The sequence below is a fragment of the Methylobacter luteus IMV-B-3098 genome, assembly GCF_000427625.1.
Lineage (GTDB): Bacteria > Pseudomonadota > Gammaproteobacteria > Methylococcales > Methylomonadaceae > Methylobacter > Methylobacter luteus.
This window is the reverse complement of the sequence record NZ_KE386569.1, coordinates 3,046,458-3,069,542: the sequence shown is the minus strand read 5'-3', so window position 1 is coordinate 3,069,542 and position 23,085 is coordinate 3,046,458. Positions and strand designations below refer to the sequence as shown.

The window sequence follows — 23,085 nt, the reverse complement described above, 5'->3', positions numbered from 1 at the left end:
CTTTGACACCCGAAGGGTGAGACCTCTCGCCGCAAAGCCGAAGACTCCGCCACGAGCTTTGTGGCGAGAGGCCTTAGCCGCAAGCGTGAGCTTAATCATAGGGCTTACAGCAATCTGCGCCCGGTCATGGCGCGTTAGCGCCATGTGGTTCCCGACATCTCCGAAGAAAGTGGGCTTCATCTAGACTTTGGAATAAGGAGACCTCAACGAGGTCGGATAATACGCTACTTTTTGGGTATGGTCCATTTCCTTGCTCCTGCTCTGCGCTTGCCGTATAGCTCCAGCACGTGCGTGTAAAAGCTCACCGTAGCCTCTGTCTGTTAAGTGCCGTCGAGAATCAATCCATCCAAGGCTCTCAAGCTCAGTACAGAGGCAACCAACCTCGATCGTTGTCAGTCCGGTACGTTCAGCAATTGCCATATCTAAACGCGGACGGCGTAGCAATGCAGCAAGAAGCAAAAGCTTTCTCTTCGTTGCATCGCTTGCATATAGGGCTGCAGGAGAACGTGCCAGGACCTTTTGGCCCAACGCTTTTAGGCGATGCTCAATGATTGATGCTGAGAAGCTTCGGCCAAAGTTTTGCGGAGCTACTCCCGCCGTTACTCTAGATGGAAAAAGTGGAGTCCACACCGAACTGCCTCGTCCTGTTTTGTGAAAAATCCGGGGAACGTTGTTCGGAGCTCCATGTGCAAACGCAATGAGCGCCCCAATATTTCCGTACCCAAGGCTGTCTTTTCCACGTGGACGTACTGGATCGTATGAGACACATAAGCCGGCCATCCTATTGGCTTCTGTGCTAGGGAAGCACTCTCTAACCGTTGGGCAAGGGACGATGGAGGATACCGTTGGTCGGCAGCGGTGTTTCTGTACAACCCTAGTTCCATCGGTAGTTCCTGCATAGGCAATGACTTCGAACTTAAGCAGCCCCCACGATCCCCAGCTTCGCACCGAACGGACTTGCCAAGCGGCAGATAAGTAGGAGTTGGCACGTTCCCCGGAAGCTATGAGGTCGGTAAGAACGAAGAAGCCTCTGACTTTTTTCATTCTGATTGTATCGGGGCCAGGGTGGCTAACGAATTTCTTCGGATTCTCCCGGCAAAGCTCTGTAATCAATTGGGCAACAAGGCCCTCACTACCAACTGACTGGTCGTAGGCTTTAGTCGGCTCAACGGCTTTCGGCCCAATACCTTCTGCGCGGCGGACTTTGATTCTTGACTCTTTGAACAACCGGTGAGGTTTTCCGAGCCGGTGGCGCACTTCACGTTCCGCATAGAGTGCAATCGGCCCCTTTATCCTCTGGGAACGAACTGACACAAGGTCACGCAGCCCCGTTGCGAACTCGTCTCGCGACACGAGCACGAACTTACTTAAAAGCGCGGCTGCGCGAGGTTGGTCATCTATGCGAAACTGGTTTAGCCATGCCTGTGTTAGCGGCTGGTCAAGTAGTGAGGTACCATCTAAGCCCAAGGCATGCTCCAAAAAATGACTGTGTAATTATCTTGCTATTTTCTTACTACCTAGATTTGGCGGTCAAGTCTCAAACTCCCTGATTCGTTTTTCCATTGAATCATTCGGCAGTAGCTAACCGCCAAAGACTGCTTTGCGTCGAATCCGTGATCGTCCACTTTTGGCCGGAACTGCGTCATTCGCGACAGGTGAAGTTCGACCCTAATGGGTCTTGCAGGCAATCGCTGAAATGGCTTGTATGGGTTAAATAGCTGACAACCGTTAAACCGTATATCATTTATAATGAGATAATATAGCAAAAATTATTTAATACTTTGTTTGGCTCTGAATCTATCCCGTATATATATTTTTACTCTCAACTACTTATAATATAAAAAAACATGACCTTTTTCTACAACGAGAACGCGTGCAGGGTAATCATCGACATCAACTCGAAGCAATTGGAAATGATTAGAAAGAATCTTGATTTTATTGAGCATGAGCTAGATATAGCAACAGAGCCTGCAGTTCGCTTCGCAATTGAAGAGGCAATTGCGCGTCGAAAGTACGACGAAGCCTCAACTCAATTGAAGATCAGCGAAATGGAGCTCCTCCTCAGCGGTTTATCCCAACCATAAAGTCCATATAGCAGTCAGTCAATCCGTGCGTCATACTAATCGTTCAACACGGACTTCATCTGAGTAAGTACCACCGGTCAACTTGAACGATAGATTTTATCAATGTCTCTCTCTCGGTTCTATACAAAGACAAAGCTTGATGTATTGCTAGCCGTACTGACAGTGATCTGTCTTTGGCTGATGCTATCCGCTAGTTCTGATCCGGTTTTTCCTTGGCTACAGGGGACAATGGTTGCCGCTGCATTCGAGCAATTCAGCACAGGTAACCAAATCGCGTTTGACCTATCGGTTGGCGTGCTCTCCGCAATCGGGATGTTCTATCTCCTAGTCCGCATCCCTGAATATGAGCGTAAGAGTCGTATCAAGCGACACCTTCAATTCTCCTACCAGTCCTTTAAGCGTTCGGTAATCCAAATCTTTGTTGGTGCCATTCAAGGGTCTTACAACACGGAAACAGTCGACAGGCTAATGGAACAACGGCAATTCCGAGATTTCTTCAAAGAGCCCTATGCACCTGGCCAAGATAAATGGCATGGCGTCGCGAACGCGATGGATGAATTTATGCTCAGGCAACTCGTTATCGAAGCCGAGGTACTGTTAAATCAGTTTCAACACGCCCTTAGTGTCGTAGACATACGAGACCCCGAGGTATTTTTGATGCGGCTACACTAAACCGGACACACAACTTAAAATAACCTGAAAAGGATAGTGTGTCTAAAAATGAGCGATCAAACTAAAAAACCAAATAGCTATACATCAGAATTTAAAGAATCGGCTGTTAAGTTGGCTGTTGAATCAGATCAACCAATCGCCCAGACAGCGAGAGATTTAGGATTGAATCCCAATACGTTACATACTTGGATTAATAAGTATTCAAAACCGAAAACTGCCATCGAAAGAACGGATGAACATATTTATGATGAAGTTAAACGGCTGAAGAAAGAATTAGCCAGAGTCACTCAGGAGCGGGATTTGTTAAAAAAGGCCACCGCGTACTTTGCGAAGGAAATGCAGTGAAGTGCGCCTGGATAGCCAAGCATTCCGCAGACTTCCCCGTCGCTGTGCTATGTCGGTTCATGAGTATTTCACGGAGTCGTTATTATGAATGGCTCAATTCGCCGAAAACAGAGCGGGCCAAGGAAAATGAGCAATTGCTTGTAATACTGAAAACGTTGTTTCAAAAAGGCCGAGGAACCTATGGCACACGGCGTCTTAAAAAGAAATTCGCTGAGCAAGGTATCGTGGTGAGTCGGCGACGGATTGGTCGGCTTATGAATCGGGCGGGAGTGGCCTGTAAAACTAGGAAAAAATTTAAAGCGACAACAGACTCCAAGCATACCAAGCCGATTGCCCCTAATTTACTGGACAGACAATTTACAGTCTCACAGCCTGATCGCTATTATGTCGGCGACATGACCTACATTGCCACTCAGGAAGGCTGGTTATATCTGGCTGTGGTGATTGACTTGTTTTCCAGAAAGGTCGTCGGCTGGTCAATGGACAGTCGGATGAAAGCACAACTGGTCAATGAGGCTCTGTTGATGGCTATCTGGCAGCGTAAGCCAGATAAAGGGTTGATATGGCATACCGATCGCGGCAGTCAATATGCTTCCGATAGTCATCGCGCTATTTTAAAGGCGCATCACGTCATTCAATCCATGAGTCGTAAGGGAAATTGCTGGGATAATAGCGTCTCTGAAAGCTTTTTTCATACCTTGAAAACGGAATTGACGCATCACTGTCAATTTAGGACTCGTGAGGAAGCTAAGCAGGCGATTTTTGAATATATTGAGGTCTTTTATAATCGAGAACGCCTGCATTCTGCCAATGACTATTTGTCACCGGTAGACTATGAAATACAGCAAAAAGCTGTGTAACAATGTGTCCGGAAAAGCGTTGACACATCATTTCCTTCATCACGCGTATATCAGAAGCTCTCTACCGCGCTAAGAATTGGTCTTCTGACTACGATGGTACTAAAGAAGTTCTTAGCTTTTTCTGGAGCATACTTTCCGGTTGGAGTTTCGTAGGTGGATATACAGAACGCGAGTACATCCCTGAAATGATTGCCAAGCTATGAAGCCTGACATTTCATTCAAGTCGATACCGCATCGCACCACGTCTTAATTCAAACTTTGAACGACAGCTTTCTGAATTGCAGCTGCCATTACGCTGAAATTCTTGAATGTCTCTGATTGGCCAAGGGTGTGTCAAGACGTAAAAATCGAAAAGTCAGTGGTTTAATTATGCCAGTTATCGAGCTGAATACCGATCACTGTGGAGCTAATCATTAAGAAAGCGCTCATTTTAAGCCGTTTAGTGGAGTAATTTTCACTTCAGATAGATGTAGTCACGAGTTTTGACACACCCTCGTCGGCCGAACTACGTCAGTCAATCCACAGGCAAAAAACGACCCTTTATAGTCCTTCCGTCCTGTTTTAGGTGATACTCAGCACAGCTGGCAGGTAGCTGCCAGTAAAGCAGGACATGCACCTGCGGGCTACGAATAATTCGACCCCAACATTTAGATGTTCACCGGTTTGGTTTCGAGCCCACGGGTGCGCTTGGGATCACTAACGAATACTCAGGGCTTGCCGCGGCATCGGCTCACCTATATTGCTTTCGCAGATCTCAGGCAGGCATGTTTCTCTTGGTTAATCGACCCCGCCGGAGATCAGGTATGAATAGCCTTAACAAGCCATCGTTTACAGCTTTTGTCGGTATTGACTGGGCCGACAGAAAGCATGACGTTTGCCTTCAAGCGGCAGACAGCCCGAAGCGGGAGTTTTCAGTGATTCCCCATCAAGTTGAATCGATCAACGATTGGGCGCAAGCCTTAATTCAACGGTTTGGCTCACCTATTGCGGTCGCCGTGGAACTGTCGAAAGGTCCGATTGTATATGCACTGCAGAAATTTGATAGCTTTGTCATTTATCCGATCAATCCTGGAACGCTGGCCAAGTATCGGGAAGCCTTTACGCCGAGCAGGGCAAAGGATGATCCGACGGATGCGGAATTCGCTGTGGATCTACTGTTACGTCATCCCGAGCGTTTTAAACCCCTTCAGCCTCAAAGCCTGGAAATGCGAGCCTTGTCATCCCTGGTTGAGCAAAGAAGGAGTTTGGTTAACGATAAAATCCGTCTCACCAACCGTCTGCGTTCGGCCTTAAAGCAGTATTATCCGCAAGTCCTGGACTGGTTTGATCATATTGATACCCCGTTATTCTGTGCTTTCATTCGCCAATGGCCAACGCTGGCCCAAGTCAAACGGGCCCGAAAAAATACGCTGGCCACCTTTTTTCATCAACATAACATGCGTTTTCCTCAGGTGTTGGAAGAGCGGCTGGCAGCGATCAAAACTGCAACGCCGTTAACTTTAGATGAGGCTATTATCATTCCCTATCGCCTACAGGCACAGGTATTGATCGAACAGTTAAGCGTTACTCTGGAAGGGATTAAACAATTTGACCAGGCCATTGAGCAAATCGCCTGTCAGCATCCTGATTATGCCTTGTTTAGCGCATTGCCAGGCGCAGGTTCATCGCTCGCGCCGAGGCTATTGGTGGCGTTTGGCGAGCAGCGAGATCGATACCCGAGTGCGGCAGATTTACAAAAATATGCGGGCGTTGCGCCAGTAACGGAGCGCAGTGGTAAGAAACATTGGGTGCATTGGCGGTGGGAGTGCCCGACCTTTCTTCGACAAACCTTCACCGAGTGGGCGGCACAGACCATTAATAAATCATTCTGGGCGGGCCAATATTACCGACAGCAGCGCGCAAAGGGCTCAACCTATCAAGCCGCTGTGCGTTCCCTGGCGTTTAAATGGATACGTATCCTCTACCGGTGCTGGCAGACCGGTAAGCCCTATGATGAATCCACTTACCTCAAAGCGCTGGAACAACGGGGCTCCTCGTTGCTAAAACCAGGCGGCGAAATCAGTGAAAAAGCTTGACGGACTAACTCAGGGCGTGAACCGGACGGTGAAAAGGTGGATATTAATTTTGTACAGTGATAGTTTTAGCGCCAGCAGCAGAGATAGAAGCTTTGCTGCGTCTTATTGAATAGCTTTGTTATGCGATTTGCTCTTTAAAGTCGGGCAAGCAATCGAAAAACTCTCTCTGAATTGCCGGCATTTTTCCTAATTGCTTGTTATCACCCGAAAGAACTACTAATAACATACCAACCATTACAGAGACTCCATTTGAGGCTTTTAATAATTGGCACAAAAGAGGTATAGGATACCCTCTGCCATGCCGGTTTACCGCATGAATTCCACCATGGACATATGAGCTTAATGGCTTCCATGAATATTCTTTGAACTCGAAGAGCGAATCCATAGCTTCTTTAGGCGCTTTGCCTTCGAGATTTTTCAGCATCTCGCTCAGCATGGGTAACTTGTCTGCCCTCTTTGCGGATTCCTGCGTAAGTTCACTCATAAGCTTCGATGCCGAAAGATCTGGCGCCGCATATAAAAGCCACATTGCTCGAACTAGAGCCTCATATTGCAGACGCACAAGGCAGGTAGCGGAAGTAAAGTTTCCGGAAGCGATAAGTATTTTCGCGCTCTCTGCATGTTCGAATGCAACACCACACATGATTCTACTTGAGAGTATCTTGTCAGAATTGTCATATAACCTCAGAGCAAACAAGTCAGCCAACTTCTCTTCTAGCGCAGCCGATCGCGTCAAAATGTCGTTAATATCCATATTTCCTTAATCTCATAACGTTGTGCTAATTCGCATAAGGCACGAGTAACTCGTATGCTTCGCTCGATTACGCTATTCGGCTATTCAAATAATCAGAAAATTCCGGAAGTAATATTGCTATTTCTTCATACGAAACGTATTTGTCAAAGCATCTTGATGCTTCAAAGTTATTCTCATAGAACTCAATGGGCGCTACAAGAACTGTTTCAAAATCAGAATAGTTACCGTATTTCTCCTTGTTCAACCACCAATTACCTCTTTCTTTGTAAAGCGCTGGTTGATCAGGATTAAACTTGCCGTTAGCCAGTTTGTTTTCAATATGCAGGACAATGCGCTTGTCATCAGCAACCTCGAAGACAACTAAAATATCAGTTTCACTCTCTGATTACCGTTTTAGTTTCCCCCGTTGTCTCATTATTGACCGATAAAGGTATTCTTCCCCAAGGATGATCAGCACGAGACCATAGATACTTGGCGTCAAGATTCGAAAATCGTGTTTTGGATAAAAACCATTTTGCAAAGGAGTCGGAGTCCTTGAATCCCTTGTTAAGAACCTGATCTAAGTCCTTTTCACTATATGAACTGCTATTTACCATTTTATTTTTGCCGCACGATGCTCAGTCTTGAACATAAAAGTTATTACTCATCGAAATATCTTACTGCTAACTCATACTCATCCGTCAAAATATTTTGCCTTTAACTACAGCTTTTGACCGACTTTAATCAGGTAGCCAATAGGCAAAAATCGACCCTATGTGGCCACTCACACTCTCCAAAATTCATATTATTGACACGCCAATCTATATTCGAAAGCGGACGCACGTTCGCCAGGGGCACCAAATAAACCTGTAGGCAAATGACGAATTGCGCAGAAGCCCGCTTCTATATCAACATCCGCGGCCTCTCCGGTCTCGACGGCAACCATGACGGGATTCTGTGCACGAGTTTGTGCCGGTAAGTAGAAGACTAACAAGCAATTGGGTAGCCCGAAACCAAGAAATCGGCGATAATCAAAACTTTTGTGCTGTAAAAATACCGGAAAATCTCGCAGTATTAGCGGCAGAAGGAAACGAAGACTTATGGTGAACACTAAGGGAGCAAAGATACAGGTATGAAGACGCTCGAAAAACTCAAAGACCTACTCGTATCATCCGAGCAGATTCAACTCGCGGGAATTAGCCAATTTCTTCCTCTTGACATAGGCAAGATAAAAAAAAACCTTAGGCTCGATGAAAAAGCGAAAGAAAATGGCAGTAAACAACTCCCAAGCTCCGATAGTGATGACTTTGATGAGGTCGAGAGTGCGATCATAAATTTCATCGAAACCGAAAGAGCCAGATGCCTGAATGAGTTTAATGATCATCTGACAACCTACAATCAAAGACTGGCCAACCTGAACATTGAAGCACGCTTAACAGAGGTTACTCTTGCCGCAAAAAAAGCCATAGGCGATTTTAAGGAGCAGATTCATCAGGGACAAGATGACCTTGTAATATCACGAGATGATTTAGAAGAGCATGCAAGCCAGTTCAAAAACTTCAGGCTTGAAAACAACCTTACCCGCCCTGCACATTATCCTCGATCAAAACTTTTTCGCCTAGGTATTATAGCCCTTCTATTTATAGCAGAATGTATATTTAACGCGTTTTTTCTGGCCGTTGGTAATGAGTTTGGCTTACTAGGTGGCGCTGGAGAAGCGTTTATTATTTCTCTTGTAAATATCGGCATTGCATTGTTTTTTGGTCAAAAAATTGTGCCATTTATTTGGCACAAAAATATCAGCCAGAAACTGCTTGGAAACGTGCTGATCTCAATCTTCTTTGCTGCAAACTTTGTGTTTAATATTTTCGTTGCCCATTATCGGGATGCACTTGCTAATGAAATGTCAGATCAAGCGGCTATATTAGCCGTTTCATCTTTCATGGCAGACATTTTTAATATCGCTGACTTTAAGTCATGGATGATGGTCGGCGTTGGTTGTTTTTTTGCTATTATTGCATTGATCGATGGTTTTGGGATGGACGATCCTTATCCAAAATATGGGCATTGGGATCGTCTTCGTCGAAGAGCCTATGAAACCTACGCGGATAAAAAGGCAAACCTATTAGAGGATTTAAAGCATACCAGAGATATTGCCTCTACTGGTCTCGCTCAACTCAAAGATGACCTTGTTAAGCGAAGACAAGAGCACGACTCAATCATTGCCAATCGAACGAACTTACTTATGAATTTTGAGGCGCACCAAAACCACCTTGAGAGTTGTGGCCATGAATTGATAACCTTTTATCGTGCAAGGAACCGAGAAGCACGCAACACGTCGCCACCTAAACATTTTGATCGAGCATGGCATCTCGAAAGAAGGATATCACCGGTTTTTCCCGCACCAATTCTTTCTGATGAGCGTCTCAATGAGGTAATGACGGAGGCCAGCTCAACAATACAATCAGCTATCAAAGATGTCATGGACGCTTTTGATCGAGCCATTAATATGATCGAACAAATTAACGCAATCCTTAGCCCAAAAGAAACGAATCATGTCTCGACGTAACCACAATTCCCGTAACCGCAAAGACACGAGAGATCAGAAAGCAGACGAGTGGGGCATCCGCATGCTCATCGTCGCGGTGCTTTTGGCCATGGTGGGCATGGGTGTTTCTTTCTACCTCAGGACAAATGCACTCGAAATTGATAAAAAAACCTTCTGTCCAAAATCTGGAGTAACTAGCATAACTGCATTATTGATTGATGCGACTGACAACCTTTCCATCCAGCAAAAACAAGCTTTTCTAACCTCGTTTCAGAGTCTACGAGATTCCATCCCCTTGCATGGGCGCCTAGACCTTTACTTTATCCATAGCACTCAGTCTAGTCTTCTAAAACCCGTTGTCTCTCTCTGTAACCCGGGGCACGGGGATGAAATCGGCCCACTTACTGGCAACCCTCGCCACGTTGAGCAAATATGGCAGGAAGGTTTTGGCCAGCCTCTTGAGCGTGAAATCTCTCAGCTGCTTGAGGCCTCACCAGAAAAAGAATCTCCCATTATGGAAAGCATTCAGTCGGTTGTGCTGACAAGCTTATCTGAACCGTCTCTTCGCGATAAACCTAAAAAGCTCATTATTGTTTCCGACCTCATGCAACATACACCCAACCTTTCCCTCTATCGAAGGGCACCAGCGACAGACACATTCATCCAAAACAAATCATTTGAACGAATGAAAAGCGACTTGCGAGATATAGATATTAGTGTTTGGATGCTCATGCGGGACAACGCTCTAAATCGCTCAAAGCTTGCTGAACTTTGGCAACGGATATTTGCAGAACAAGGCGCTCAAACTGCCTATTTTTGTGTCTTAGTTGAAAGCAACGGGTGTCAAAATGACAGATAAGATGCGTGCACCAAGACTGAATCCTGTGCAGAGTTTTTATGATAGATATATGTTTGGCCTTGTATTTATCATTGGGACTATTGGCATTATAAGTCTTAAAATTTATCAATTTCAGCAGATGTATGTAACAGCGTTCCTTGTTGTTTTAATGCTGGCTTACGCCGCTATATTGGCCAAAGTTCGAGAACGTCGGCTCAGCGAAGATCAATCAGGAGATAATCTTTATTATCTAGGGTTTCTTTACACTCTCGTCAGTCTTTCGTATGCGCTTTACAATTTCACCTCAGCATCAGAGGAATCTTCCGCGACAGCAAGCATTGACCCCATTATTAATAGTTTTGGGATAGCCCTCGCCACGACTATTTTGGGGCTAATGCTGCGTATTTTGTTTAATCAAATGCGCCATGATATTGTGGATGTTGAAGCGGAAGCTAGAATGGAACTGGCGAATGCGGCTACTCGCCTACGAACAGAACTCGACCAGATCACGCTGGACATGAATCATTTTGGCCGTGCGACAAGGCAATCTATTGCAGAAGGATTGCAGACCGTTTCCCAAGAAGCCTCCGATGCCATGAGCCAAAGTGCTGCCAAGTTCGGGGACGTTGCCGAAATGCTTGGCGTTCGAATGAGCAAAACGCTCGACAGCTTTACTCTGAATACTGAGCAACTCAACACAACGTCCAGTGGAATGGTGACCGCTATAGAATCCCTCCTTAAACGTGTTGAGAGTATTGAGGCTCCGACAGATTTGATCACGACCAAAATCGCTCCAGCCATGGACGCTATTAAAGAAGCAGGAGAAGCAATTAATAAGAGGGCAAGCGGTGATGGAAAGGTGCTTGCAAGACTTACAAAAGCTATCGAGAACGCATTAGATAGCTCCACTGTTCTTGAACAGAATGTATCTGCGTTGAATGCTGTAGCCGTGCAAGCCCAAGAAAACATGGTGACACTTAGCAAGTCTGCTGAACTTGGCAATGGTATTTTCATGTCTATAACTCAGACAGTCGCAGAAGCTCAGAAGCTCACTCAAGAGCATGCCCAAGCTCTCAACGAAATTAAACAATCATTAAGCGGTACCTCGACCGCGTTATCTTCCCTGATTGGTTCATGGCAATCCGAGGTAGATGCGGCTATTGTTGTTATCTCTCAGAAGGGAACAGAAGTCCAAAAAACCATCGGACAATCCATTGATGAGATTAAAGGACAGGAGATACTCACGATTCAAGAACTGGCGACTTCAGCAGAAACCATCCTTGCGACTGTTCGAAAGCATTCAGGAGAATTAGAAAAAGAACTAGAGAAATCACGTAAATCAACCATTCAAGTCCATACTGGCTTGAATGAAATGATTGACGAAATTACTGCGCGCCTCCAATTGGAAACCGTGACAGAACAAGCGCAAAAGATTAAATCATAATGCAACACACCAATTCACGACAGGATCGCTCCTATCGTCGCGGGCTTGTTCTTGGGTTCACGATGGCCGAGATCATGATTTTGATTTTGTTTGCGATCTTGATGGCTCTTGGCGCAACCATCGTTTCCAAAGAAGAGCGCATTAAAGCACTCGTTCAGGTGTCAGGCTCGCTTTCTGTTGACTCTGCACTTCTAATTCAAGAAATCAGGCGGGCATTCCCTAATGCACAAACCATTGATGAACAATTCAAAGAAATCAGGATGGCTATCCAAAACTCAAAGGAATTGGCTGTCGTCAAGCGTGAGCTTGAGAAACTTCGTGCCGAACTTGAAAGCTATAAGGAACTGAAAAAGCTTTTAGAAAAATCCAAGGATTCACCTCAAATCTCTGTCGAAGAATTAGCCCAAGATGCAATCCTTGGTAAAGAGATGAAGGAGTTTGCCAAAAACCAAACTCCTCCGATTGCACCAAGCGACGTCAAATCTACTCTTAAGGCCTTAAATGAATCAACGGATTTGATTAGCCAGAACCACACACTTGAAAAGGAAAATGAGACCCTGAAAGGCCAGATTCTCAATCTTACTCAAAGGCTAGGAGGCCGAGGAACTGAATACCCGCCGTGTTGGGTCGCGCCCAATGGTAAAATCGATTACATATTTGATGTGGCTCTAAAATCAAATGGGTACATTATCCGTGATCGCAAACTCCCCCATCGTCAAGAGGAGCAATCACTGCTGCCTATTCAGAATATAACATTTGATAGTGAGATTTCTCCAAGCACTTTTTCGAAGCAGACTGAAGATTTATTAAAATGGAGCAAAGATCATAATTGTCGTTTTTTTGTTCGTATCTACGACCAAACAGGCCAACAGGAAAAAGATAACTATAAGCTCAAAGAGAGGATTCTCCAGCAAAGCTTTTATAGCTATGAGGTTCTAAATGAGCGCTTCTGAGGAAGAAATTGCAAAGAAAATTAAAGCCATGAAGGCCTTAGCGTCTAGGCGTATTGATGTAATCCTAAAAGCCCGTAACACTAAACAGGATAACAGCGGAATCTCGTTTATTAATTCCATAGTTGGCTGGTTCAAAAAATAACCGTAGCAGTGGAAAAGCTTAAAATCGATTCGCGTGTCCGTGCTTAGCTGTTGCTAGCACCAGTTTCTATACTATTTGCCCAATACCGTTTTTTGTTTGAACGCACCGCGAGATTATTAGAGGGAGACAATGCTCTCTTGACCAGCAGACCGGAAATACGGTTTCGCTCAACAGGAAGCAATTGCTACAAGAAAGCATCCGCTTGGTCATGGCGATGATGACAAGTGCGATTGCCTGAAGTTAGTTACGAAGTGGACATACAGAGATTCAAAATGCGACAGACAACAAGGGACACATTGCCGTCAATGTATCATTTTAGTATCGCCAAAAGCGAAACGCGTTTCGTTTTTTATAATCGATTCCCCGGCAATGAATGCCATCAGTATTGAACAAAATTAACGACAAACCTTCCATCGATTTAAGCCGCTTTTTTATTCTTATGGTGACTTTATGGTGACTCAAAAAGAACAAAGATTAAGCAATGTTTTTATAAGCCTTTGTTTTTATTGGAGCCAATGGCGGGATTCGAACCCGCGACCTACTGATTACGAATCAGTTGCTCTACCAACTGAGCTACATCGGCTTTAGGAAGAAAATTCTAAAGAATCTTAAAAAACTAATTTAACGGTTGATACTGGTCCATCATTTCCAGCCCTTCGGCCACCGCTTTGCATGTGATTTTACCGTCAAATACATTAATTGCCTTGGCGAGCTCATTATCAAACTTTAAAGATGACCTCTCAGCATCCGCTATTTTCGCAATATACGGCAGCGTAGCATCAACTAATGCGATAGTTGATGTTCTTGGATAAGCTCCAGGCATATTAGTTACGCAGTAATGAATCACGCCATGCTTTATAAAGACCGGATCCGAGTGAGTTGTGGGCCTTGATGTCTCTATACATCCTCCCTGGTCAATGCTGACATCAACAACAACCGAACCCTCAGCCATTGACTTTATCATATCTTCGCTGATTATTTTAGGTGCCTTGGCTCCGCGGCAAAGCACAGCACCTACTACTAAATCAGCGTCTATGATGTGCTTTCCAATATTTTCCTTATTGGACAGAAAAAAGTTCACTTCCGGCAATATTGTCATTTTCAGTTTATGCATTGCGTCTAGGTCAATACCTGCAACAAATACATCAGCCCCCATCGCACAGGCAACTTGCGCAGCATGTTGACCAACCACACCATCACCAATAATGACAACCTTGCCAAATCGTCTGCCTAATACTTTGCCTAACTGTATTCCTTTGCCCTGATTGAATTTAGCAAGGTAATAACTGCCCATCAGTGTTGCCATATTGCCTGCAACAGCGCTCATCGGAGCAAGAATTGGTAATCGCCCTTGTTCATCTTCCAGCGTCTCATAAGCAATTGCAGTTGTCCCTTTCCTCAGTAACTCCAGGGTCAACTCTGGTGACACTCCGGCCAGATGAAAAAAAGTAAAGACAATTTGGCTATCCAGATATCGATATTCGGATTCCAGAGGCTCCTTGACTTTCACAACCATATCAACAGCCCAGGCAGAAGCTGTAGAAACCAGCTTCGCACCTGCCTGCTCATATTGTTCATTACTGAACCCGGACCCTAATCCGGCATCGATCTCAACCAGAACAGAATGCCCTTTTTGAATCAGATACTTCGCACCTTCAGGTGTAATCGCAACCCGGCTTTCTTTTTCCTTAGTTTCTTTAGGAATGCCAATTTTCATTGTTATCAATTATTTTTATTTAAAGCTGTTTAATAGCATAACTCGCTGCACCTAATAAAGCCGCTTCAGGATTAGTGCAAACTTTAACAGATATTTTCTCTAGAACTGGACGATATCGCCCTTTAGCTAGAAAACCCTGCATAAATGCTTCTTTTTGTAGAAAAGATAAAATTTTTGATGCTATTCCACCAGCCAGGTAAATGCCAGCATAAGGCAAGCACTTAAGCGCAAGATTTCCCGACTCAGCACCATATATTCTACAAAAAATATTTAATGCTTCCACGCACAACGCATCACTCCCAGCAACTCCGGCTTCACCAATAACTGCAGCCGGATCCCGCTTCGCCATCTGCTGCTCGATTTCAGATTGCGCCGTTGCCCATCCATTCTTTTTAAGAAACTGATAAATATTTATCAGTCCTTCGCCGGACAACAGTCTTTCGTAACTGACATGTTCGGGGTATTTTTCCCTCAAGTAGTGAAGTAAAGCTATTTCCTGCTCCGTACCAGGTGCAAAATCCGCATGGCCGCCTTCTGTTGCCATGACATAATTCTTTGTACCATCCCATATAATTATAGACTCACCCAGACCCGTACCTGCTGCCAAAATGGCTATATTGCCTTCCTGCGGCTCTGCATGCGAATTAAGCTCGACAAAATTATGTTCGGGCAATTCCAGCACCCCCCAGGCGGTGGACTCTAAGTCATTTAATAATTTGACATTCCGGGTATATAATTGAGCGCCGATTTTTGTTTGATTTAATACCCAGGGAAGATTGGTTGTACTGCAATTACCATCCACTATGGGGCCGGCCACGCCGATACAAGCTGCTGATACTTGAACCTGTTCAACATCGCCTAAAAATAAATCCAGTATTTCATTAAACGCTTGATATGCGGAACTGGAAAATTGTTCTTTTTTAGCGCATCGCCAATTGCCGCCTTCAACTTCGTATAATGCCAGGATTGTCTTGGTGCCACCTATATCGCCGGCGAGAATCATCACTTGCTCTCGTAACTGTTGAATACCTGGTAATGCTTTTCACTATCGAAGCTTACTACTTGGTAAGGATCTTTTCTGCCACCCATTTCCATACCGGGCGTACCGGCAGGCATACCTGGAACCGCTATTCCGGTCACCTTAGGTTTCATTTTCAGAAGTGTATTAATATCATTAGCTGGCACATGCCCTTCAATAACATATCCATCCACCAAAGCAGTATGACAGGAAGCCATTTCATTTGGCACGCCATACTTGTCTTTTATGGCCTGAGCTTCATCATTAACAACATCTTTGACATTAAAGTTATTTTTTTTCAGATGTTCCAGCCATTTTCCACAGCAGCTGCATGAAGGGCTTCTGTATACCACAATATCAACAGGTTTGGCCGACTCGATATTCTCCGCCTTCACTCCGGCATTTACAGTAAGCAAACCTATTGCCAGAAATATATTTAATAACTTCATAACACAACCTCTTTAATATTCCAACTTCATTACCGGTGAACTTGACCATGATTTTTCGCTGACCGGCAATTTCACCGGTGTAATCATAAAGAAATGCTCAGCCATGTGTTCATCCGGTTCTTCAAAAAATAAGCCTTCCAATCTTCTCATCAGTGATCTGCATTTTTATCACACTAACAGAGCCCTAACAGAGCCCTAACAGAGCCCTAGATAGCAGATAAACTCAAAAATCTTATCCTTAAGCCCTCTGCTTCAAGTAGAACATTAAGAATCTCATGAGCTAATGAAAATCTTAAGCTTTAAGACCAATCGAACAATTTTTGTATCCACATATATTTCCGGCGACTTGAAGAAATTGCCGTTTTTCAGTCAAGCAGGCCAGCCAATCCAGTAAAAAATGCTGCTTCTTTAAATAAAAGTTATGATTGATGATATGCAGGACTGTACTTATGTACAGCATCAACCATTGCCTTAACATGATCCGGGTTAATATCGGGTAATATTCCGTGCCCCAGATTGAACACATGGCCTGAACCTGAGCCATACTTATGTAGAACAGTTTTTACTTTCTCAGTAATAATTTCAGGACTCGCATAAAGTGAAACAGGATCCATATTGCCTTGTAGAGCAACCCGGTCACCGACTCTGGCGCGAGCTTGTTGTATATCTGTCTGCCAATCTAAGCCTAACGCATCATAGCCGGACTCAGCCATAGCTTCCAGCCAGAGCCCTCCGCCTTTGGTAAATAAAATGGTCGGAATCTGCTGGCCGTTGACATTGGTTTTCAGCAACGATCTGATTTGCTTGGCATAATACAAGGAGAATTCGGCATAATCTTCGGAAGTCAGCATTCCGCCCCAAGTATCAAATAACATGACTGCCTGGGCGCCTGCTTCAATCTGGGCATTTAAATAGGCCGCTACCGACTGAGCCAGTTTATCGAGCATAACATGCATTAGCTTGGGCTGCTCATACATCAGACCTTTGACCTTTTGAAAACTTTTGCTGCTTCCCCCTTCAACCATATAAGTGGCCAATGTCCAGGGACTGCCGGAAAATCCTATGAGCGGCGCACTGCCCCGCAGTGATTTCCTTATCAATCGAACGGCATCAACCACATAACGCAACTCCACTTCCGGGTCTGGAATCGATAATCTATTGATATCTGCGGCTGTTCTCACCGGATTTTTAAACTTAGGGCCTTCACCTTCCGTAAAATAAAGCCCCAGCCCCATTGCATCAGGTACAGTCAATATATCGGAGAACAGAATGGCCGCATCAAAATCAAATCGCCGCAATGGTTGCAGAGTGACTTCACAAGCCAACTCAGGATTAGTGCATAGATTTAAAAAACTGCCGGCCTGCTCTCTGACTTTTCTATATTCAGGTAGATATCGTCCCGCCTGGCGCATCATCCAGACCGGCGTTCGATCGACAGGTTGCTTTAAAAGAGCTCTGATCAAGGTGTCGTTTTTTAATTCTGTCATTATTTTATACTGATTTTTTTCGGTTTAGATTTGTTCTTCAGTCGTGAGACACTAACACTCAAGGAATGCTGTTTACTCTAAATACTGAAGCATAGAAACTCTAAAAAAGATATCTGCCACTCAACTATTTAATTTTTGTTCGCCGAAGGTCACAAGTTCTTTATTTAGCCACACTCATTTTTATTGGCATGGCCTTACGTAACTCAGGCGGCAATGAATTCCGGGCTTGGTTTGCCTGCGCAGCACTGGAAAAAGAACCGTACATTAAAACATAGCGTTCCTTGCCATTGATTATTTTCCGACTATATCTAATTCTCGGTGCTAACAACGGGTATTTTTTCAGCACATCCTCTACCGATTGTTGTTTGGATAAAACCATGAGTTGCAACGTGTAACTATTAGCCATTTGAGTTACTGGCGGCTGCCTCTCACTTTCTTGAGCAACTGGCTTTGCTAGTAATTTCTCTTTCGATGCAGCCGCATCCTCTACATTTTTTTTCTTATCACTAATGTCCGTTTCTTCCGATTCAACCTGCTTGGCACTATTAATAGCTTTATCTATTTTCGATCTTTTAAGCTTGTCGTCTATCTGCTGAACATCATTAGCAGGGCTTCTGTTTTCCGCATTATGACTGGGCGAAATCGTATCCGTTTGTTCAGACGCATTTTCAACCGCCGCTAACGCTTCTAATTCAGCAGAGTCCTTTAGCGTGCCATCTGTTTCAGACCCTGCTGAAGTTTTTTCATTGGTCGTCTTCTGCTGTTGCAATTCTCCTTGCTCTGGTTGCACAGATTGTTTATTTTTGGCGTTTTCAGTCGAGACCGCAGGTATTGGCACGACTGATGACGGTGCTGTTTCAATAGCAATCTGATTCTGACCAACAGACGAACTAGCAATTGTGCCAACTTCATTACGCGGAACAGAACTCATCCATTGCACAACAAGCGCTACGGCAATCAAGCCGGCTACGGCAGCCGGCATTATCCATTTGGCATTGATCCCTGGTTTGGGATTGCTAGCCAAAGCGGGCAATTCGGCGATAATTTTTCCCGGAATCCCATGCGTTTCCCGATAAATAGCTTCCACCATGCTTTCATTGATGGCATTAAATGAAATTTGCGCCCAAGGTTGCGTTGATAGATGCTGCAAAAATTCACCGCATTGTTTTTCCGACAAAGGCGGTATTTCTATAAAATAGCAATCATCAATAGCTCGGTCCGATCTGTTCTTCATGTGCAGTTCATCATGCGTCAAAACAAAGACCACTCTTAAAACAGGATTTGATGAAGCATATTGAATTATTGTCGTAATCAGGCCTGGTACCAACTGGCCGGCATTATCAATGATCAGGATTACTTTTCTTTTCCGGCTTTCATGCTGACCAACAGCCGTTGCTACAGCCTGACCCGGCCTGTCAGACTTGTCTTGCGCGATGGCCTTTGCCATGTGTTCCTGGATTTTTTCAAAACTTAAATCAGCATTACCGTGTATTGGACAATACGACCACGAGTCAACCTTGCGCTCCTGCAAGACTTTCAGCAAAGTTGTTTTACCAATGCCCTCTGGTCCGCAGATGATAAGAGACTGGGTTAAATTGGCAAGCAGATGAACCAGTAATTCAAGTTTCTGAGTTCGTTCCTGCGTTATCAAAGAACGAACAGTCTTATCGGCTGGTTCGCTCAACGACTTCTTCAGATGATACGTAAAGGTATCATTATCTACCATAGGTTTTAAGCGTTACTTCTAATAGTTCTTGATTTACGTCTACAGGCAAGGTTGCTTCACCAATTTTCTTCAGCAGAATCAACCTTATTTGACCGTCTACATTTTTCTTGTCAACCGCCATCAATTCAAGGAATCGCTGTGCATCAATTTCTTCCGGCGGATTAACGGGTAATTTGGCTTTGTTGAAAAGCGCAATTATTCTTGTTACATCCTCGTCAGTTAACCAGCCTCTTCTTCTGGAAAGATCAGCAGCCTGACAAGTACCAATGGCGACTGCTTCGCCATGCAAATATTGACCATACCCAATGCCCGTTTCAATTGCATGACCAAAAGTATGGCCCAAATTTAATGTGGCCCTAATTCCAGCTTCTGTTTCATCTTCAGCGACAATTTCAGCTTTATTAATGCAGGACCGTTCAATGGCAAAGGCTAGCGCCTGCTTATCTCTTGCCAGCAAGGCATCAATATTATTTTCCAGCCAGACAAAAAATTCTACATCCCTAATTAAGCCGTATTTAATCACTTCCGCCAGACCTGCCGACAATTGACGATTATCGAGCGTATCCAAAACATCGGCATCCGCAATAACGCATTGAGGCTGGTAAAAAGCACCGATCATGTTTTTTCCCAACGCATGATTAACACCCGTTTTTCCACCGACTGAAGAATCAACCTGTGCCAACAAGGTTGTAGGTATTTGCAGGAAAGGGATGCCTCTTTGATAACAGGCTGCGGCAAAACCACCCATATCGCCGATGACGCCGCCGCCCAGAGCGATAAGCGTCGCATTTCGACTAAATTTGCCAGCCAATAATTTATCAAAAATCCTGGCGACAAAGTCTAAAGTTTTATACTGCTCGCCGTCTGGCAAAATAACCGTTTCAACAATATAGCCCTGCAAGTTCTTTAAAGTCGCGTCCAGATACAATGGCACAATGGTTTCATTAGTAACCACCAGAACCTGCCTGGACTTTATATGCTGAGTCAAGAGTTCCGGACAACTCAATAAACCAGAGCCTATGTATATGGGGTAACTACGGTCATCTAACTGTACAATTAATTTTTTCATTTTTGTAAACGATTAACTGATCTATATTTTTCCAGTATGTGGTTAACAACCGTTTTGCTTTGCATCGCACCGGTATCAATTTTATAGTCGGCACAAGACAGATAAAGAGGCTCGCGCTGTGCGAACAGGCTTTCTATACGCTCTTTGGGGTTATCAGTTTGCAATAGCGGTCGCTGAGTGTCTCTGCGTGTCCGTTCCAGAACTCTTTCCACCGAGCATTGCAAGTAAACAATAAAACCATTTTCCTTCAATAACTTGCGGTTCTGTTCCCGCAAAATCGCCCCACCGCCAGTAGCCAGCACGATGCCTTTCCTTTGCGTTAGCTGTTGAATCATTTTCTGCTCGCGGTCCCTGAATCCTTCCTCGCCTTCAAATTCGAAAATAGTAGAGATGTCTACGCCAGTGCTTTCTTCAATTGCTTTATCACTGTCATAAAAAGGCAATTTAAGAGCCTTTGCCAACTGCCGGCCTATAGTAGTTTTTCCAGCACCCATGAGACCAATTAAATAGATATTTTCTGATTGCATCATGAGCTATTTGGTTCTTTAGATTTAAGCATAAAAAAAGGGGGCATTATGCCCCCTTTTTGCCCCAAGTAGAAGCTATCAATAAGATGATAATGCGTCTTTGATGATTTTTGGTGTGACAAAAATCAGCAATTCCCTTTTATCATCCTGATTGAATGTACGCTTAAACAAGAAACCAATACCCGGCAGGTCAGCAAAAAAAGGCACTTTATTAGTATCATTATTTAACTCTTCTTCAAAGACACCACCAAGCACAACTGTCTCCCCATCGTTCACTTGCACACTGGTTTTAATTTCCCGCTTGTCAATTAAGCGATCGCCAAACTCTGTCACTTGTTCGCCTAGAGTGTTTTTGGTGATATATAAACCCATAATCACACTTCCATTCGGAGTTATTTGCGGCAATACACCCAGTTGCAATACAGCATCAACGAATGTGGTATTGGTTCCGCTAAGACCGTTTTGGGTTACGTAGGGAATTTTGGCGCCTTGTTGAATCGTTGCCAGACAGCGATCGGAAGTCATGACTCTTGGATTGGACACGAGTTCTCCGCGCCCTTGGTCCTGTAGAGCCGATAATTCAAGATTTAACACGTAATCCGCACCTCTTGCCAAGGTCATACCTAAGGCGCCATAGGGATTAGATGATGTCGCCAGATCCACCAGCGCATCATTTAATACGCCTATATTACCATTTTCATCAACTTGAGCATTGCCGTTGCCTCGAGTTCCTCGACCACCAACACCAAATACCGTACCGGAACCGACTTCAGCCTGTTTTGCAATGCCAAACCTCACCCCCAGTTCTTTAGCAAATGTATTGGAAGCGATGACTATTCTTGACTCAATCATAACCTGACGCACTGGAATATCCAGTTTGTGTATCAGCTTCTTAACTTCTTCCAAACGCTTTGCCGTTTCACGCACAATCAGTGTATTGGTTCTTGAATCAACAACTGCGGATCCTCGAGCGGAGAGCAATATCAATCCATTTTTTGACACTAAATTGTTTTCCATATCTCCGAAGCCTTGGCTTGAATTTTGACCTTGTTGGTATGGATTTTGGAATTGATCTTGATTCTGGTTCTGACCCTGGTTCTGGTTGGATCTGCTGTTACTTGTAGAGAAATCACGTTGAGTAACATAAGCACAACTGCCAATAGCACTTGCATCCTCTCCATATAATAAATTTCTAAAATCTTCCGCTTTAGCATAATTAATTTTGAGATACTCGGTCGCCAAAGGCTCTAATTGATCAACTACAGCTTCTGTCTTTTGCTGTTCTTCCTTATATTTTTTAATCTTGCCCTGCGGCGCAATCAATGTAACATTGCCCGTCTCATACTTTTCCAGATCCTTGGTCATCATGATAAAGTCTAGAGCTTCATCCCAGGGCACATCATCCAGTTTCAAGGTAACGGTTCCAGTAACGTCATCGCCGGCAACCACATTCTGCCCGGTAAACTCAGCCAATACAGCAATAACGCTACGGACATCAATCTCTTGAAAATTCAAAGACAATCTGTCGCCTGTGTATTTCGCTCTTTTTTTGTCAACCGCCTCTTTTTCTTCGGCAGTTATAGGCCTGAATTCAACAGTCAATAATCCTTCCGACTGAAAAAGTGAATAATCATAGAGACTATTTTGTAGCGAAACTGTAATGGCGGAGTCTTTATTTGTCGAAACAGCATCAATAGATCTAACCGGTGTTGCAAAATCGGATACATCGAGTTTTTTTTCTAAATTACCCGGCAATTGCGTATTTAGGAAACTAATAACAACTTTCCCACCTTCTTCCTTGCTGTTAACAATAGTATTGGGATTTGCCAAAGAAACCAATATACGTCCTTCCCCCCTATCTCCACGCTTGAAATCCAAACCTCTGATAGCCTGCTCAGGCATTAAGCTGGAGATTACAGAGGTTGCCGGTTTTTGAGCAATCGGAACAGATCGATCAGGTATTACTGCTTTTGCTTTGGTTAAAGTAAGCTGCACTTTATTACCGATCACTTTGGTATCAAAAGGCACGGATTCAACCAGATTGAGAACGACACGAACTCTATCAGCCCCTTCCGCCACATAAACATTACGCGCAGATCCTTGGTTTATCGGGTACTCCTTTTTATCCAATGCATTCTTTACACCGGGAAAATCCAAGGCGATCCTTGCGGGATTATCCGTATGAAAGACTTTAGGCTCAATGGCCGTCCCGCTCATTTCCAGTTGTACCTGTAATTTATCCCCGGGCAAAGTAACAATATCTATACCTTGGATAGATATATTACCGGCTCCTGCGGATGCAATTTGGAACATAAATAAAAATAAGCCTAACCCGAAGTGCACCCATAGGGAACGTCCCGTTTTATTCAACATAATGTCGCCCTGTTTATTATTCATT

At 44.3% G+C, this 23,085-nt stretch carries 20 protein-coding genes and 1 tRNA gene; 9 read left to right on the top strand and 12 right to left on the bottom strand.

The window, feature by feature from the left end; all coding sequences use genetic code 11:
* Positions 1-180: 180 nt before the first annotated feature.
* Positions 181-1,467 carry a phosphoribosyltransferase-like protein gene (locus METLU_RS29315; protein ID WP_051299945.1) on the bottom strand — a complete coding sequence of 429 codons (1,287 nt, stop codon included), beginning with the start codon at positions 1,465-1,467 and terminating at the stop codon, positions 181-183.
* Positions 1,468-1,913: 446 nt separating this feature from the next.
* On the opposite strand from METLU_RS29315, the gene METLU_RS0116210 reads away from it, so the two are divergent.
* The 4 genes from METLU_RS0116210 (at position 1,914) to METLU_RS0116190 (ending at position 6,036) form a co-directional block, all read left to right on the top strand.
* The gene (locus METLU_RS0116210) at positions 1,914-2,084 is read left to right on the top strand and encodes a hypothetical protein (protein ID WP_155920594.1); all 171 of its coding nucleotides are present in this window, start codon (positions 1,914-1,916) and stop codon (positions 2,082-2,084) included.
* A 228-nt stretch (positions 2,085-2,312) separates the two neighbouring features.
* Positions 2,313-2,756, top strand: a complete 444-nt coding sequence (locus METLU_RS0116205; RefSeq protein ID WP_155920592.1) for a hypothetical protein — start codon at positions 2,313-2,315, stop codon at positions 2,754-2,756.
* 48 nt (positions 2,757-2,804) lie between these two features.
* A protein-coding gene (locus METLU_RS0116195; RefSeq protein ID WP_155920590.1) for an IS3 family transposase occupies positions 2,805-3,961 on the top strand; the annotation gives its coding sequence in 2 pieces (ribosomal slippage) (positions 2,805-3,075 and positions 3,075-3,961; 1,158 coding nt in all).
* A gap of 803 nt (positions 3,962-4,764) precedes the next feature.
* Complete coding sequence (locus METLU_RS0116190; RefSeq protein WP_027157521.1) at positions 4,765-6,036, top strand: IS110 family RNA-guided transposase; 1,272 nt, start codon at positions 4,765-4,767, stop codon at positions 6,034-6,036.
* A gap of 118 nt (positions 6,037-6,154) precedes the next feature.
* On the opposite strand, the gene METLU_RS0116185 is transcribed toward METLU_RS0116190, so the two are convergent.
* Positions 6,155-6,790 carry a DUF6988 family protein gene (locus METLU_RS0116185; protein ID WP_027159133.1) on the bottom strand — a complete coding sequence of 212 codons (636 nt, stop codon included), beginning with the start codon at positions 6,788-6,790 and terminating at the stop codon, positions 6,155-6,157.
* Between the two features lie 856 nt (positions 6,791-7,646).
* Here METLU_RS0116185 and METLU_RS29205 point away from each other — a divergent pair.
* The 5 genes from METLU_RS29205 (at position 7,647) to METLU_RS0116165 (ending at position 12,552) form a co-directional block, all read left to right on the top strand.
* A complete protein-coding gene (locus METLU_RS29205; RefSeq protein ID WP_081679121.1) occupies positions 7,647-7,748 on the top strand; it encodes an excalibur calcium-binding domain-containing protein in 102 nt (33 codons plus the stop codon).
* Positions 7,749-7,901: 153 nt separating this feature from the next.
* Positions 7,902-9,338 carry an ABC-2 family transporter permease gene (locus METLU_RS0116180; protein WP_027159132.1) on the top strand — a complete coding sequence of 479 codons (1,437 nt, stop codon included), beginning with the start codon at positions 7,902-7,904 and terminating at the stop codon, positions 9,336-9,338.
* Positions 9,325-10,176 carry a hypothetical protein gene (locus METLU_RS0116175; protein WP_027159131.1) on the top strand — a complete coding sequence of 284 codons (852 nt, stop codon included), beginning with the start codon at positions 9,325-9,327 and terminating at the stop codon, positions 10,174-10,176. The genes METLU_RS0116180 and METLU_RS0116175 overlap by 14 nt, the downstream gene beginning before the upstream one ends.
* A complete protein-coding gene (locus METLU_RS26850; protein WP_051299944.1) occupies positions 10,166-11,599 on the top strand; it encodes a hypothetical protein in 1,434 nt (477 codons plus the stop codon). The genes METLU_RS0116175 and METLU_RS26850 overlap by 11 nt, the downstream gene beginning before the upstream one ends.
* On the top strand, positions 11,599-12,552 hold the full coding sequence (locus METLU_RS0116165) for a hypothetical protein (RefSeq protein WP_027159130.1): 954 nt from the start codon (positions 11,599-11,601) through the stop codon (positions 12,550-12,552). Before METLU_RS26850 ends, METLU_RS0116165 begins: the two co-directional genes overlap by 1 nt.
* 649 nt (positions 12,553-13,201) lie before the next feature.
* Here the strand turns inward: METLU_RS0116165 and METLU_RS0116155 are convergent.
* The 10 genes from METLU_RS0116155 to pilQ form a co-directional block, all read right to left on the bottom strand.
* Positions 13,202-13,277: transfer RNA gene (locus tag METLU_RS0116155), tRNA-Thr, on the bottom strand.
* Positions 13,278-13,310: 33 nt separating this feature from the next.
* A complete protein-coding gene (gene ald / locus METLU_RS0116150) occupies positions 13,311-14,411 on the bottom strand; it encodes an alanine dehydrogenase (RefSeq protein ID WP_027159129.1) in 1,101 nt (366 codons plus the stop codon).
* A 19-nt stretch (positions 14,412-14,430) separates the two neighbouring features.
* Positions 14,431-15,414, bottom strand: coding sequence for a glucokinase (gene glk, locus METLU_RS0116145; RefSeq protein ID WP_036243198.1), 984 nt, complete (start codon positions 15,412-15,414; stop codon positions 14,431-14,433).
* Positions 15,414-15,878, bottom strand: a complete 465-nt coding sequence (locus METLU_RS0116140) for a DUF411 domain-containing protein (protein WP_027159127.1) — start codon at positions 15,876-15,878, stop codon at positions 15,414-15,416. Before METLU_RS0116140 ends, glk begins: the two co-directional genes overlap by 1 nt.
* 12 nt (positions 15,879-15,890) lie before the next feature.
* Positions 15,891-16,028, bottom strand: a complete 138-nt coding sequence (locus METLU_RS28015; RefSeq protein WP_155920588.1) for a hypothetical protein — start codon at positions 16,026-16,028, stop codon at positions 15,891-15,893.
* Positions 16,029-16,297: 269 nt separating this feature from the next.
* The gene (hemE, locus tag METLU_RS0116130) at positions 16,298-17,365 is read right to left on the bottom strand and encodes a uroporphyrinogen decarboxylase (protein WP_027159126.1); all 1,068 of its coding nucleotides are present in this window, start codon (positions 17,363-17,365) and stop codon (positions 16,298-16,300) included.
* A gap of 160 nt (positions 17,366-17,525) precedes the next feature.
* The gene (locus METLU_RS0116125; RefSeq protein WP_027159125.1) at positions 17,526-19,091 is read right to left on the bottom strand and encodes an ATP-binding protein; all 1,566 of its coding nucleotides are present in this window, start codon (positions 19,089-19,091) and stop codon (positions 17,526-17,528) included.
* Positions 19,081-20,160: a 3-dehydroquinate synthase gene (gene aroB, locus METLU_RS0116120; RefSeq protein ID WP_027159124.1), complete on the bottom strand. Its 1,080-nt coding sequence runs from the start codon at positions 20,158-20,160 to the stop codon at positions 19,081-19,083. Before aroB ends, METLU_RS0116125 begins: the two co-directional genes overlap by 11 nt.
* Complete coding sequence (aroK, locus tag METLU_RS0116115; RefSeq protein ID WP_027159123.1) at positions 20,157-20,690, bottom strand: shikimate kinase AroK; 534 nt, start codon at positions 20,688-20,690, stop codon at positions 20,157-20,159. Before aroK ends, aroB begins: the two co-directional genes overlap by 4 nt.
* A gap of 75 nt (positions 20,691-20,765) precedes the next feature.
* The gene (pilQ, locus tag METLU_RS0116110; protein WP_027159122.1) at positions 20,766-23,084 is read right to left on the bottom strand and encodes a type IV pilus secretin family protein; all 2,319 of its coding nucleotides are present in this window, start codon (positions 23,082-23,084) and stop codon (positions 20,766-20,768) included.
* Between the last annotated feature and the right edge of the window lies 1 nt (position 23,085).

Excerpts from the sequence above, each read along its gene's own strand:
- METLU_RS0116210 (WP_155920594.1), top strand. The coding sequence starts at position 1,914 with ATGATTAGAAAGAATCTTGATTTTATTGAGCATGAGCTAGATATAGCA.
- METLU_RS0116205 (WP_155920592.1), top strand. The coding sequence starts at position 2,313 with ATGGTTGCCGCTGCATTCGAGCAATTCAGCACAGGTAACCAAATCGCG.
- METLU_RS0116190 (WP_027157521.1), top strand. The coding sequence starts at position 4,765 with ATGAATAGCCTTAACAAGCCATCGTTTACAGCTTTTGTCGGTATTGAC.
- METLU_RS0116185 (WP_027159133.1), bottom strand. The coding sequence starts at position 6,790 with ATGGATATTAACGACATTTTGACGCGATCGGCTGCGCTAGAAGAGAAG.
- METLU_RS29205 (WP_081679121.1), top strand. The coding sequence starts at position 7,647 with ATGACGAATTGCGCAGAAGCCCGCTTCTATATCAACATCCGCGGCCTC.
- METLU_RS0116180 (WP_027159132.1), top strand. The coding sequence starts at position 7,902 with ATGAAGACGCTCGAAAAACTCAAAGACCTACTCGTATCATCCGAGCAG.
- METLU_RS0116175 (WP_027159131.1), top strand. The coding sequence starts at position 9,325 with ATGTCTCGACGTAACCACAATTCCCGTAACCGCAAAGACACGAGAGAT.
- METLU_RS26850 (WP_051299944.1), top strand. The coding sequence starts at position 10,166 with ATGACAGATAAGATGCGTGCACCAAGACTGAATCCTGTGCAGAGTTTT.
- METLU_RS0116165 (WP_027159130.1), top strand. The coding sequence starts at position 11,599 with ATGCAACACACCAATTCACGACAGGATCGCTCCTATCGTCGCGGGCTT.
- ald (WP_027159129.1), bottom strand. The coding sequence starts at position 14,411 with ATGAAAATTGGCATTCCTAAAGAAACTAAGGAAAAAGAAAGCCGGGTT.
- glk (WP_036243198.1), bottom strand. The coding sequence starts at position 15,414 with ATGATTCTCGCCGGCGATATAGGTGGCACCAAGACAATCCTGGCATTA.
- METLU_RS0116140 (WP_027159127.1), bottom strand. The coding sequence starts at position 15,878 with ATGAAGTTATTAAATATATTTCTGGCAATAGGTTTGCTTACTGTAAAT.
- METLU_RS28015 (WP_155920588.1), bottom strand. The coding sequence starts at position 16,028 with ATGAGAAGATTGGAAGGCTTATTTTTTGAAGAACCGGATGAACACATG.
- hemE (WP_027159126.1), bottom strand. The coding sequence starts at position 17,365 with ATGACAGAATTAAAAAACGACACCTTGATCAGAGCTCTTTTAAAGCAA.
- METLU_RS0116125 (WP_027159125.1), bottom strand. The coding sequence starts at position 19,091 with ATGGTAGATAATGATACCTTTACGTATCATCTGAAGAAGTCGTTGAGC.
- aroB (WP_027159124.1), bottom strand. The coding sequence starts at position 20,160 with ATGAAAAAATTAATTGTACAGTTAGATGACCGTAGTTACCCCATATAC.
- aroK (WP_027159123.1), bottom strand. The coding sequence starts at position 20,690 with ATGATGCAATCAGAAAATATCTATTTAATTGGTCTCATGGGTGCTGGA.
- pilQ (WP_027159122.1), bottom strand. The coding sequence starts at position 23,084 with ATGAATAATAAACAGGGCGACATTATGTTGAATAAAACGGGACGTTCC.